Source organism: Bifidobacterium sp. UTBIF-68, from assembly GCF_006408855.1.
GTDB classification, from domain to species: domain Bacteria; phylum Actinomycetota; class Actinomycetes; order Actinomycetales; family Bifidobacteriaceae; genus Bifidobacterium; species Bifidobacterium reuteri.
Window position 1 is genome coordinate 14,343 of the sequence record NZ_JFAN01000040.1, and the last position, 12,888, is coordinate 27,230.

Annotated in this window: 8 protein-coding genes and 1 pseudogene; 3 read left to right on the forward strand and 6 right to left on the reverse strand. The window is 61.8% G+C overall.

Translation table 11 applies throughout. The features are described from left to right. Positions 1 to 70: 70 nt before the first annotated feature. From BW14_RS10320 to BW14_RS10330, 3 genes and pseudogenes are all read left to right on the forward strand, one after another. The gene (locus tag BW14_RS10320; RefSeq protein ID WP_044090300.1) at positions 71 to 1,360 is read left to right on the forward strand and encodes a glycosyltransferase family 2 protein; all 1,290 of its coding nucleotides are present in this window, start codon (positions 71 to 73) and stop codon (positions 1,358 to 1,360) included. A 378-nt stretch (positions 1,361 to 1,738) separates the two neighbouring features. Continuing rightward, positions 1,739 to 2,449, forward strand: a pseudogene (locus BW14_RS10325) (LytR/AlgR family response regulator transcription factor); the annotation flags it as partial. Positions 2,450 to 2,596: 147 nt separating this feature from the next. Continuing rightward, positions 2,597 to 3,922, forward strand: coding sequence for an ATP-binding protein (locus tag BW14_RS10330; RefSeq protein WP_140463568.1), 1,326 nt, complete (start codon positions 2,597 to 2,599; stop codon positions 3,920 to 3,922). A gap of 397 nt (positions 3,923 to 4,319) precedes the next feature. Here BW14_RS10330 and nrdF read toward each other — a convergent pair whose 3' ends face one another. The 6 genes from nrdF to BW14_RS10360 form a co-directional block, all read right to left on the reverse strand. Further along, positions 4,320 to 5,312, reverse strand: coding sequence for a class 1b ribonucleoside-diphosphate reductase subunit beta (gene nrdF / locus BW14_RS10335; protein WP_044090302.1), 993 nt, complete (start codon positions 5,310 to 5,312; stop codon positions 4,320 to 4,322). Positions 5,313 to 5,323: 11 nt separating this feature from the next. Continuing rightward, positions 5,324 to 7,516, reverse strand: a complete 2,193-nt coding sequence (gene nrdE / locus BW14_RS10340) for a class 1b ribonucleoside-diphosphate reductase subunit alpha (RefSeq protein ID WP_140490536.1) — start codon at positions 7,514 to 7,516, stop codon at positions 5,324 to 5,326. A 214-nt stretch (positions 7,517 to 7,730) separates the two neighbouring features. Further along, positions 7,731 to 8,267: a class Ib ribonucleoside-diphosphate reductase assembly flavoprotein NrdI gene (gene nrdI / locus BW14_RS10345; RefSeq protein ID WP_223847965.1), complete on the reverse strand. Its 537-nt coding sequence runs from the start codon at positions 8,265 to 8,267 to the stop codon at positions 7,731 to 7,733. A 101-nt stretch (positions 8,268 to 8,368) separates the two neighbouring features. Next, on the reverse strand, positions 8,369 to 8,629 hold the full coding sequence (locus tag BW14_RS10350; RefSeq protein ID WP_044090306.1) for a glutaredoxin family protein: 261 nt from the start codon (positions 8,627 to 8,629) through the stop codon (positions 8,369 to 8,371). Between the two features lie 571 nt (positions 8,630 to 9,200). After that, the gene (locus tag BW14_RS10355) at positions 9,201 to 9,761 is read right to left on the reverse strand and encodes a GtrA family protein (RefSeq protein WP_044090307.1); all 561 of its coding nucleotides are present in this window, start codon (positions 9,759 to 9,761) and stop codon (positions 9,201 to 9,203) included. After that, positions 9,754 to 12,309: a glycoside hydrolase family 3 C-terminal domain-containing protein gene (locus BW14_RS10360; RefSeq protein WP_044090308.1), complete on the reverse strand. Its 2,556-nt coding sequence runs from the start codon at positions 12,307 to 12,309 to the stop codon at positions 9,754 to 9,756. The genes BW14_RS10355 and BW14_RS10360 overlap by 8 nt, the downstream gene beginning before the upstream one ends. Between the last annotated feature and the right edge of the window lie 579 nt (positions 12,310 to 12,888).

Below are 12,888 nucleotides of genomic sequence, written 5' to 3' on the forward strand. Positions count from 1 at the left end.
ATTTTCGCACCGCGTGTCGCGTGAAAGCAGCGCGGCACAGCACGGCGAGACCCGGCGTTACCCTAGAATCATGGAACACGATCCACTGGTCAGCATCATCATCCCGGTCTACAAGGTCGAGCAGTTCCTCGACGATTGTGTGACAAGCATCACATCGCAGACGTATGCCAATCTGGAAATCCTGCTGGTCGACGACGGCTCGCCCGACCACTGCCCCGCCATGTGCGACGCCTGGGCGGCCACGGACGCGCGCGTACGCGTCATCCATAAACCAAACGGCGGCCTTTCGGATGCGCGCAACGCCGGCATCGCGCAGGCCACCGGCGACTATATATACTTCGCTGATTCCGACGACACTGTCGCCCCCACATTGGTCGAGGATTGCCTCGCAGCCATGCGCAAGTACGACGCCGATCTGGTGATGTTCCAGTTCGACACCATTTCAGAGAACGGCAAGCCGCTGCTCTCCAACTATCGCCACAACGACTTCACCGAAGTGCAGGTGCTCACACCGGTGGAGGCGCTGAAAAAGCAGGTCAAGGCCGAAATCGACGGGTATTTCTGGGCGTTCCTCGCCCCGGCATCGACCTATCAGAACAACGATTTCTCGTTCCCGGTCGGCCGTAAAATCGAGGACCTCTCCCGCATCTGCAATGTGATCGGCGCCGCCACGCGCGTGGTGCGGATTCCCAAAGTGCTCTACCACTACCGTATGCGCGAAGGTTCGATCACCTCCAGCTGGGACCCCAAGCTTACGCGCGACTGGACCCGCGCCGCCGACGATCGCGAAGACTATATTCTCGAGCATTTCCCGGAGCTCAAGGGATTCATGACGCTGCAGCAGCTGAATTTCTTCGCGAATCTCGACTATGAGACCATCCGCCAATCGATGATCGCCGGCCTCAAAATCGACCCCGAAGATGCGGACGCGATTCGCCGGCACATCGACCGACTGACCAAGACCGCCAGCGAAAGCGACGAACCGATCCCGGATACGCTGCGCGAACTGCTGAGCCTGGTGAAGGTGGGCATCACCAAGCTCGCGGACAATGCCGCGGATGCACTGGGTTCCAGTGCCACGGACGCCTTGGCCGCGAGCTCGGACGACGCGCCTGCATGGCTTCTCCCGGCGAGGAACCCGGAAGCCGCCGGCACCGGAGCGGGCGCGGATGCTGCCGGCAAGGCCAAGTCGAACGACGAGCTGACGCTTGCCGAGCGGTTCCGCGACATGCGGGAGGATTGGCGCCAGCTGCGCATCCAGCACATCGAACATGCCGAGGAACGCAAGGAGAGACGCGAAGAGCGCAAGGCCGAGCGCCTCGCCGCCCGCAACGGCGTCACCTTCGAGGAGCGGCAGTAGCACAGCGCTAGCCTCACCGCTCAGCGGACGGTTGGCGGGATATAGTCGCTGAGATATCGCGCGAGCTGTGCAGAGGGATACGCAATAGGGCTTGGGCAATATGGGAGGCCCGAACCAACCTGAAAAGCCGCCGTTCACACGAAATTCCCAGACCATTTGCACGCGGCGTTGAACCTGGCGCGGTTATATGGAGTCAGGCCGCAACAGGCCAAACACATAACTGAATCCCTTCTTCTTCCTTCTCTCCTTCAAAGCCCGGCCCAAACAGCCGGGCTTTTCCTTTGGTGCCGTCCCCGCGCAGCCTACGCCGCCCACACCGCACCGCCGAGGCCAACAGCTAGGATGGCAGGGAGAGGAACATGACGGGAGGTCAAGGTCATGCGCGATATCAGGGTTGGGGTGGTCGAAGACGATCCCACCGCCTGCCAGAGAGTGCTGGATTATATGAACCAGTACCATAGCGAAACCGGCACGGAGTTCACAATCTCCGTTTTCGACGACGGCGAGAAGATCGTCGAGAAGTACACGCCCACGTACGACATCCTGCTGTTGGACATCGAGATGAAGCATATGGACGGCATGGCGGCCGCCCGGCAGATTCGCGAACGCGACGATTCCGTGGTGATCGTGTTCATCACCGCCGCCCCGCAATACGCCATCAACGGCTATGAAGTGCAGGCGCTCTCCTATCTGCTCAAACCGGTCCCCTATTTCGCGTTCCGCCAGGAGATCAAGCGTTCGATCGACATGGTCCGTCGTCGTGCGGACGATGCGATGCTGATCGACACCGGCGGCAAGCAGATGCGGGTGGAACTGTCCGATGTGCTGTACATCGAATCGATTCGGCACACGATCATCATTCACACGCTCGGCGGCAAACTATCGGTGACCGGCACGTTGAAGGATTTCGAGGAGCGACTGGCCGGGCAGAGTTTCTTCCGCTCGAATTCGTGTTATCTGGTGAATATGCAGCATGTGGTCGGCGTGGATGGTCAGGATTGCGTGATGTCGAACGGGGAGGCGCTGCGCATCAGTCGCCCGCGCAAGAAGGCGTTTCTGGTGGCGCTGGCCAATTATCTGGGATCAGGTGGGGCGACTTCGAATGTGGCCATCGGCGCCGCAGACAACGCAGCCGCCACAGCAACCGGCTCTGCGGCTGTCCCCATGGCAGCTGGATCTGCGGCAGCTCCCACGGCGACCGCCTCCGGCACCACCGCTGCAGTCGGAGTCTGACCGATGAACGGCAGCACCATCACCAACGCCCTGCCGGACATTCCGCGCATCTACACTGCGCTGTGCGAATGGCTGGCCTGCATCGTCTATATTCTGGCCATCTACCGCCGTGTACCGTGGCAACGGACGGCGGTGGTCAGCGCAGCCGGACTGGCCGGCATGATCGTCATCCAGTACTTTGACGGCATCATGCCATTATGGTTCTGGATCATCGGCATGCTGCTGGCGTTCGGCGGCATGTGGACGATTGTGCGGTTCGGCGCAGGCACCGGCAACCGCGAAGGCCTGTACATCACCGCGCGCGCGTTCGTACTGGGTGAGTTGGTGGCGTCGCTGCACTGGCAGTTGGTCATGTTCCTGAATCTGGGGGATACGGCCGCCGCCAAACAGTGGTATTCGCTACTGCTGCTGGCGTTGACGTACTCCCTATGCTTCTTCGCCGCCTGGCTGCTGGAGCGCGGCAACTTCGCCAGCGATCGGCCGACCGACATCTCGGTACCGTTGCTGCTCGGCACTGTGGCCATCACCATCGTGACGTTCGCGATGAGTAACCTGAGCTTCGTCTCCACCAATACGCCGTTCTCCGGAACCGTGGGGCAGGAGGTGTTCTACATCCGCACATTGGTGGATTTCTGCGGTTGCGCGATCCTCTACGCGCAGCAGGAGCAGGCGCGGCGCATGGCAGCAAACGCCGAGCTCGCCTCCATCAACGCACAACTGGCCAGCCAGCATCAGGAATATCTGGCGTCCAAGGAGAACATCGAGTCGATCGGACGGCTCGCGCACGATCTCAAGCATCAGATCGCGGCGCTGCGGGCGGAAGTCGACCCCGAGCATGCGGCGGCCGGCTTCGAACAGCTGGAGGCTTCGGTGGCGGCGGCGAGCGCCCAGCAGCACTCCGGGAACCCGGTGCTGGACGTGATCCTGACCACCAAGATGCGCACGTGCGCCGATCGTGGCATTACGCTGACGGCGGTGGCTGATGGCAAACTGCTCGCCGGCATGTCCTCGATGGATATCGCCTCGCTGTTCGGCAATGCGCTGGACAACGCCATCGAGGCGACCAGCAAACTGCCCGACCGGCAGCAGCGCCTGATTCGGCTGGCTTTGTATGGGCAGGGCCGGTTCATGGTGATTCGCGTGGAGAATTATTACGATTCGACGCTCAAGAAGGACTCGACCGGCGCGCTGCGCACGACCAAACGGGACGCATCACGGCATGGATTCGGCGTGAAGTCGATTCGTCACATCGTCGCGCAGTATGGCGGCGAGGTGACGATCCGCACCGAGGACCACTGGTTCGTGCTGACCGCGTTGATACCGCGGTGACGCCGCAGTTCAGCCGGCGATACCGCACGTTGCAGCCGGTGGCGCCACGGTGCAACCAGTGATGCAGCGTGGCAGCCGGTAATACTGCGTTGGAGCCAGCGATACCGCAGTATGTTCGCGTCTCAACGAAGCCGCCGCGAACATACAGCCTTTTACGGCCTTCCGACAGGCTGTATGTTCGCGAGCCCATCATCTCAACGCAAACATACGGTCGATAATAACCCGTAAGGAGGCTGTATGTTCGCGCATGCCCCGTTGAGACGCGAACATACAGCCTCTTCCGTATTCCACGACTGGCAAACCAGACAATCCAGGCAAACCCGACAATCCATGCAATCCAGGCAAACCACGCAGCCCCGGCAGACCATGTTCCGGCACACCGCTGACGATTATCGAATCAGAAGTCCCAATCGTCGTCGTCGGTCTCCTCGGCCTTGCCCATCACATAGGAGGAGCCGGAGCCGGAGAAGAAGTCGTGGTTCTCGTCGGCGTTGGGGCTCAGGGCGGCGAGAATCGCGGGGTTCACGTCGCAAATCTCGGCCGGGAAGAGCGCCGGATAGCCGAGGTTCATCAGCGCCTTGTTCGCGTTGTAGTGCAGGAACTTCTCCACGTCCTCAACGAGGCCGACGCCGCTGTAGAGCGACTCGGTGTATCCCACCTCGTTGTCGTACAGCTCGTTGAGCAGGTCGTACGTGTAATCCTGCATGTCCGCGCGTTCGGCGTCGGAAAGCTGGGCGATGCCCTTCTGGTACTTGTAGCCGATGTAGTAGCCGTGCACGGCCTCGTCGCGGATGATGAGGCGGATCACGTCGGCGGTGTTGGTGAGCTTGGCGTGCGCGGAGAAGTACATCGGCAGGTAGAAGCCGGAGTAGAAGAGGAAGGATTCGAGCAGGGTGGAGGCCACCTTGCGCTTGTACGGGTTGTCGCCCTCGTAGTAGTCGAGCACGATCTCGGCCTTCTTCTGCAGAAACTCGTTCTCCTCGCTCCAGTCGAATGCGGCGTCGATCTGCTCGGTGGAGCACAGGGTGGAGAAGATGGAAGAGTACGACTTCGCGTGCACGGATTCCATGAACGCGATGTTCGTGTACACGGCCTCCTCATGCGGGGTGAGCGCGTCCGGGATCAGGGAGACCGCGCCGACCGTGCCCTGGATGGTGTCGAGCAGGGTCAGGCCGGTGAACACGCGCATCGTGAGCGTGTGCTCTTCCTCGCTCATCTGCTGCCAGGAGGGGATGTCGTTGGAGACGGGGACCTTTTCGGGCAACCAGAAGTTGCCGGTCAGACGGTCCCAGACCTCAAGGTCCTTCTCGTCCTCCAGACGGTTCCAGTTGATCGCGGAGACGCGGTCGATGAGCTTCAGGGGCTTGCGGGGGATGGAGATTGGTGCCATTGTTGTTCCTTTCACAGCATGCAGGAGACGCAGCCGGCCACTTCGGTGCCTTCGAGCGCCTGCTGGCGGATGCGGATGTAGTAAAGGGTTTTGATGCCCTTGCGCCACGCATAGATCTGGGCCTTGTTGAGGTCGCGGGTGGTGGCGGTGTCGGGGAAGAACAGGGTGAGCGACAGGCCCTGATCCACGTGCTGGGTGGCCTCGGCGTAGGTGTCGACGATGGCCTTCCAGCCGATCTCGTAGGCATCCTTGTAGTACTTGAGGTTGTCGTTGGTCATGTAGGCTGCCGGGTAGTACACGCGGCCGATCTTGCCTTCCTTGCGGATCTCGATCTTGGAGGCGATCGGATGGATCGAGCTCGTGGAATGGTTGATGTAGGAGATCGAGCCGGTGGGCGGCACGGCCTGCAGGTTCTGGTTGTAGATGCCGTCCTTGATGATCGCGGCCTGCAGCGCCTGCCAGTCGGCCACTGTGGGGATGGCGATGCCGAACTGGGCGAACAGCTCGCGTACGCGGGCGGTGCGCGGCTCCAGGGAGCGGCGGCCGTCGGTGTACTTGTCGAAATAGTTGCCCTGGCCGGCCGGCTTGGCGTAATCGGATGTCGGGAAGCTCTGGAACGCGCGGCCATGCTCCACGGCGAGCGCGTGGGAGGCTCGGTAGGCGTGGTAGGCCACAGTCATGAAGTACATGTCCGTGAAGTCGAGGCCCTCTTCACTGCCGTACATGATGCCTTCGCGGGCCAGGAACCCATGCAGGTTCATCTGGCCGAGGCCGATTGCATGCCCTTCCTCGTTCGCGCGGCGGATCGACGGCACGGCGTTGATCGACGTGTGCTCGGCCACCGAGGTGAGCGCGCGGATCGCGGTCTCCACGGTATGGGCCAGCCCGCCGTCCATCGCCTTGGCGATGTTGAGGGAGCCGAGGTTGCAGGAGATGTCGCGGCCGACGTGCTTGTAAGTGAGGTCCTCGTTGTATTCGCTGGGCTCCTGCACCTGCAGGATCTCGGAGCACAGGTTCGACATGGTCACACGGCCCTCGATCGGGTTGGCGCGGTTGACCGTATCCTCGAACACGATATACGGGTAACCGGATTCGAACTGCAGCTCGGCGATGGTGGTGAAGAACTTGCGTGCGTCGATGTAGGTCTTGCGGATGCGGTCGTCGGCCACCATCTCGTCGTAATGCTCGCTGATGGCGATGTCGGCGAACGGCTTGCCGTAGACGCGCTCGACGTCATAGGGGCTGAACAGCGCCATCTGCGCCTTCTGCTTGGCCAGTTCGAAGGTGATGTCCGGAATCACCACGCCGAGCGCCAGCGACTTGATGCGAATCTTCTCGTCCGCGTTTTCGCGCTTGGTGTCGAGGAAGCGCAGGATGTCCGGGTGGTGGGCGCTCAGGTACACCGCGCCGGCGCCCTGCCGGGCACCCAGCTGGTTGGCGTAGGAGAACGAGTCCTCCAGCAGTTTCATGACCGGGATCACGCCGCTGGACTGGTTCTCGATGTGCTTGATCGGAGCGCCCAGCTCACGCAGGTTGCTCAGCAGCAGGGCCACGCCGCCGCCGCGCTTGGACAGCTGCAGGGCCGCGTTGATGCCGCGGGAGATGGATTCCATATTGTCTTCGATGCGCACCAGGAAGCAGCTGACCGGCTCGCCGCGCTGCGCCTTGCCGAGGTTGAGGAAAGTCGGGGTGGCGGGCTGGAAGCGGCCGGCGAGCATTTCGTCGGCGTATTCGATGGCCTGCTGCTCGTCGCCGGCGGCGAGCTCCAACGCCACGGCGGCGCAACGCTGCGGGAAGTCCTCGAGGTATCGCTTGCCGTCGAAGGTCTTGAGCGCGTAGGACGTGTAGAACTTGAATGCGCCGAGGAACGTGCCGAACTCGAAGCCGACGGATTCCACGTGGTCGTAGAAGCGGTCGAGGAATCCGGCGGAGTACTGGGCGAACACGGCCGGATTGTAGTACTGGTTGTCGATGAGATACTTCAGGCGCTCGGCGGTGGAAGGGAAGGTCACGGTGTTGGCGGCAACGTGGTTGGTCACGTACGCGCGCTCGGCGGCCTTGTCCTTGTCGAACTGGATCTTGCCGTTCGAGTCATACAGGTTGAGCATCGCGTTGAGCGCATGGTAGTCGTGCGCGGGATCGGTGGGCTCGGCGGCGTGCGATGTGTTGTCGAGCGCCAGTTCGGTGTTGGTGAAGTCGGTCATAGGTATTGCAGTCCTTGGTATTGAGGTCCTTGGATGGGGTTGGGCGCGTCTGGCTTCAGTGGATGGGTACGACGCGGCAACGTCGGAGGCGCATCCATTCGTTCTCTTGCCTTCTCCGGGGAAGCCGTAGCCGGCCGCGCGAATGATGCAGCAGGCCGGTCGGGTGGCCGCCTCCGATGGTCTTACCAGCCGTATTCGCCGGGAATCGCTGGAATCACTGATGGGTGAAGAACCGCACGAGGCCATCACGCACGGCCGCGGTGTCTTCAGGGGTGCCCATCAACTCATATTTGTAGAGGAAGGGCACGTGGCATTTGGCGGCGATGATGTCTCCGGCGGCGCAATAGGCCTCACCGAAGTTGGTGTTGCCTGAGGCGATGACTCCGCGGATCCATTCGCGGTTGGCCCGGTCGTTCAGGAATCGCTTGACCTGAATCGGCACAGCTTTCTTCACCACTCCTCCGCCGTAGGTGGGCACCATGATGACGTACGGTTCGCGGACGTTCAGCGGTTGGTCGGCGGCCTTGAGCGGGATGCGGTAGACGTTGAGGCCTTCATCCTGCAAGCGGCATCCGGCCACGAACCGTGCAGTGTTCTCGGACGCCGAGGAAAAGTAGACCAACGCGCCAATCACCTTGCCGGATTGCGCCGCGAACTCAGGCCGGCTGGCGGCACTGGCGTCCGCAGCGGCAACGTCGCGCTGATGGAGCCGGAGGAGCTCCGCATGATCACCCACCTGCGATGGAGCCATGTCAGCATCATACGCCGCGTCGGCTTCACCGCTTCCGCATGCCATGCGAGCGCTCTCGCCTGCCGCCACAGCCGAAGCCGCGCTGTTCATGTGACCCAGATTCACGCGGCGACCGGGGCCGGAGCGGCGGCCGCGGCCTGCTTGGCCACTTCGCGGATCAGATCAGGGCGGTATCCGGTCCAGGAGTTGTCCGGGGTGATGACGACCGGCGCCTGCTGGAATCCGGCGGCCTGCAACTGTTCCAAGGTGGAGGGGTTCTCCGTCAGGTCCACGACCTCGAATGGTACGCCGAGCTTGGTGAACTGGCGCTTGGTGGCTTCGCACTGCGGGCAATGCGGCTTGGTGAACACGGTGACGGTCATGGCAACTCCCCTTCAATCAATGCTGGTGAAAAACAAAACGAAGGCCATATTACAACCATGTGATTTGCAATCAAGCTACTATGTATAGTGGCGTGTTGCGCCTACAAACACTATATGTAGTGTTTATGGGCGTTATTCCGCCATTTGCCCGACGTTGCTAGAACAGCATGTCCGAGAGTACCTCATGCACTGTGGCCTTACTCACATCGATTCACGCCCCAGCCGCTACATGATGTCACTATCTCCTTTCAATGAGGTACATTCGCGGTTTTGCGGAAAGGTATCTGTCTTCAGTGAGGTGCCTAATCCATAAAAGCATGAATACAATCACCGTCATTCCAGCGTTGATAATCGCAATTTCGCGTATCAGGTACCACATTGAAGGCGGATGCCTTTCCGCAATGCATCACATGTACCTCATTGAAAGCAAATAGCAACACCTCTCCTTGTGTACAGCTTCGCGAAACGTCCTACGCCTACATACACAAAAAGGTCTGGCCGAAACGCATAGAACAAGCGTTCCGGCCAGACCTCAGGGAAGGGGAAGAAGAAACGACGAAGAATCAGATTATTACTTGGCAGCCTCCTTGTTCTTGGGCATGATCCAGAACTTGAGCAGCGGGTAGCTGACCACCACGGCCAGCAGGGTGTTGACCACGGAGGCGATGGTGCCGGCCACGCCCGCATTCATGCCCCAGCCCTGGCACAGCGAGGTCACATATCCAGGCAGCACGAGGTTGACGACCACGATCACGACGGCGAGAATCGCATACTTCCACGCGGCGTCCTTGAAGCTGGAGTCGGACTTGAACACCCACTTCATCTGCACGAAGAAGTTCACCACCTGCGCGATGACCTCGGCGCACAGGAAGGTGAGAAAACCGCCCAGGCCGTTGCCGGACTCCGGGTAGTTGAAGATGAGGAAGTAGAACGGCGCGGTCAGGCCCAACGCACTCACAAAGATGGCGGTACCGATCCATGTGACCACGAAGCGTGAGATCGTGGAAATGTTCGACAACACGTTGAACAGGATAAACTCCCAGATCGTGGGATGGTCCTTAATCCACTGACGAACCGGACCGAGTTTCTTGGCGTCTGCGCCCTCGGCGGCGGTCTTGTTGGCGTCAGTCATGATTGAGCTCCTTTGCGATGCGTTTGTTGGCGGATTGGTTGCGGAAGTAGCCGGCGATCAGGCCGCCGAGACCGCGGAAGGTGTGGCCGTTGCCGATGCTGACGATGGCGTCGACCATGGCCGAGTCGACCATGCCCTGAGTCATCTTGCTCATGGCGCGCGGCGGCATGTTGAGGATGAACAGGGTGTTGAGGTCGGGGGCACCGGTCTTCTGCCGCACCTTGGCCTCACGGCTGATCAGTGTCTTGGCGACCGTGCGCGCCACGAAACCGCGCGAATCGACCCAGCTGGAAATCGGGTCGTTGACGCCGAAGGTGGTGGGCTTGCCCGGCGCGATGACCTCATGGCCGAACAGTGTGGCCATTTCGGCGTCGGTGACGTGCTTGACGTCGCCGGTCAGGTAGTGTCCGAGGGCCGGGTTCGCAGGCGCGGCGTCCACATCGCCGGCGACGGCGAACGGCGTGGACAAAGGAAGGTCTTCGGCGTTCGCACCCACTGCAAGCGTCCAGATGCCCGATTCAGTGGCCCAACGATTGACGTCCACATCAAAATGACGGAAGGTGTAGCGGTCGAAGTCGATGTGCACGGTCTTGGATTCATGGGCGTCGAGTTCGATTTTGGCGAAGCCCTTGAGCTCGCGAACCGGACGCAGCACACCAGGCCGAGCATCCGCCGCAACTGCGGATTTCGCGGAATCCGCAGATCCCGCGGTCGCATCGGCGACTGTGCGGGACGGTCCGGAGACATACAGCTGGGCGACGGTGGCGCCAGGCACATCGGAATCGTTGGTCACCGTGAACTGCACGCCGGTTTCGTCGGCGGTCAGATTGCTGTAGGTGAACGTGGAGTAGCTGAGGCCGTATCCGAACGGGAAGCGCACCGGCACTTCTGCGGTTTCGTAATAGCGATAGCCGACGAACGGGCCCTCACGGTAGACGGCGTCGCGGCCAACCGCCGGATACCATCCGGCAGACGGGCAGTCGGCGTACTGCAGCGGCCACGTCTCGGCCAAATGGCCGGAAGGATTGACCTGACCGGTCAGCGCCCGCACAGTGGCGGAGGCACCGGCCTGGCCGGAAAGGCCAACGTACAGCACGGCGGCAACATCGTCGAACCATGGCAGTTCCACCGGGGAACCGGCCACCAGCACCACGACGACCGGCTTGCCGGTGGCCACCAGTGCGGCGACAAGGTCGTTCTGCACCTGCGGAATGGCCATGGTGGAGCGGTCGAGGCCCTCGGATTCGCTGCGCTCGTCTAGGCCGACCACGGCGATCACGGCGTCGGTGTCAGGCTGGGAGGCGAGCGCTGTGGCTTCGTTGAGGAGCGATTGGTTGGCGACGCCTTGACGGTCATAGCCTTGGGCGTAACCAGTCACAGTGACACCGGTCTGCTCAGCGGTTTCGGGGTTATGCAGCTCGTCCAGGATATTCTCCTCACGGGTGGCGTTCACCTTGGAGGAGCCGGAGCCCTGGAATCGTGGGGTTTTCGCCATATCGCCAACCACAGCGACCCGTGTGCCGGGCTTCAGCGGCAGAACCGGAGCAGTGGCGGCGGCAGTCGCATCGGCGGCAGCGATGCCTGCGCCAGCGTTCTTGAGGAGCACGGCGGAGCCTTCAGCCACTCGCCGAGCCACATTGTGGTGGGCTGCCGCGATATCGTTTGCAAGCAGATCATCACGCCCGACGCCTTCCGTGCGGGTCAGGCGGGCAATCTTGGCCACCTCCGCGGCGCGGGCGTTGAGATCAGCCTCGGAGAGCGTGCCGGCGGCCACCGCGCCTTCCAGCTCGCGCACGGAGGTATAACCGGGCGACGGCATTTCAAGGGAGCCGCCGGCCTTGACTGCGGCCACGGCGGAGTTCGAGCCTCCCCAGTCGGAGACGACCATCCCGTCGAAACCCCACTCGTCGCGCAGGATGTCCTGCAGCAGGTGCTTGTTCTCGTGCGCGTAGACGCCGTTGATCTCGTTGTAGGAGGTCATGATGGTCATCGGCGCGGCCTCACGCACGGCGATTTCGAATGCGGTCAGGTAGATCTCGCGCATCGTGCGCTCGTCCACCACCGAGTTGGATGCCTGGCGGCGCAGCTCCTGGCTGTTGACCGCGAAATGCTTGGGGCACGCGCTCACACCGTTGGACTGGATGCCGCGGATCAGTCCGGCGGCCATGCGCCCGGCCACGATCGGGTCCTCAGAATAATACTCGAAATTACGGCCGCACAGCGGGTTGCGCTTGATGTTCAGACCTGGGCCGAGCAGCACGTTGACGTCGAGGTCATGCGCCTCGCGTCCCAGCGCCTCGCCCATTTCCTCGGCGAGTTCCGGATCCCAGGAGCTGGCCACGGTACCCGCGGTCGGGAAGCAGGTGGCAGGCTTGGACGCACCCAAGCCGAGGTGGTCGCCCTCGCCTAGCTGGCGACGCACGCCGTGCGGACCGTCGCTCATCACAAAGCTGGGGATGCCGGCACGGTCGTTGCCGCGCGAATCCCATTCGGAGCCGCCGGAGAGCATCGCCGCTTTCTCGGCCACCGAAAGATCTTCGAGTTCCATATCGTTCTCCCTTGCACTGCACTATTATCCGGCGACTGTTCCGGCTGCCCATCGGTTTCCTTCGGGACTTCTGCACACCGGCACCGTCGCATCGGCATCGTTGTACGCTCGCCTCACGAACTGTTGCGCCACACTGCCGGCACCGCATCAATGCAGTGCCTAGGTCGCACACATTTCGCCGCTAGTTTGATTGAATCAGGTTCCGTCGGGCTGTGCCGTTCACGTTACACAACCTGTCATTTCCCGCGCACGATTGGTCTGCTGCAGGCTTGGGATCGTGCATGAATCTCTGCTATAGAGAGTTCAGCAAATACAGCGATGTATATCCGGGTATGTTTCAGATATAGATGGTCTGTGGTCGTGTTGTTTTATGGCCAGGGTCTTCTGGATGGCGTCCGCGTGCCTCCGTGCGGTGTTTCCGCTGTGTGCCGTGTTCGGCGTGTACCGGGCTCCCGGCTGGTTCCCGGGTCTTCTGTCGGCTGCCCCTCAGTCGGTTGCGCCGGCAGCTCCCCTGGCAAGGGGAGCCGACCGGTCATCGGCCCCCTCCGGTGGGATGTCACCGCAGGGCGGGGCACATAT

Coding starts and splice junctions, on each gene's coding strand:
- BW14_RS10320 (WP_044090300.1), top strand. CDS start 71: ATGGAACACGATCCACTGGTCAGCATCATCATCCCGGTCTACAAGGTC.
- nrdE (WP_140490536.1), bottom strand. CDS start 7,516: ATGACCGACTTCACCAACACCGAACTGGCGCTCGACAACACATCGCAC.
- BW14_RS10330 (WP_140463568.1), top strand. CDS start 2,597: ATGAACGGCAGCACCATCACCAACGCCCTGCCGGACATTCCGCGCATC.
- nrdF (WP_044090302.1), bottom strand. CDS start 5,312: ATGGCACCAATCTCCATCCCCCGCAAGCCCCTGAAGCTCATCGACCGC.
- nrdI (WP_223847965.1), bottom strand. CDS start 8,267: ATGGCTCCATCGCAGGTGGGTGATCATGCGGAGCTCCTCCGGCTCCAT.
- BW14_RS10350 (WP_044090306.1), bottom strand. CDS start 8,629: ATGACCGTCACCGTGTTCACCAAGCCGCATTGCCCGCAGTGCGAAGCC.
- BW14_RS10355 (WP_044090307.1), bottom strand. CDS start 9,761: ATGACTGACGCCAACAAGACCGCCGCCGAGGGCGCAGACGCCAAGAAA.
- BW14_RS10360 (WP_044090308.1), bottom strand. CDS start 12,309: ATGGAACTCGAAGATCTTTCGGTGGCCGAGAAAGCGGCGATGCTCTCC.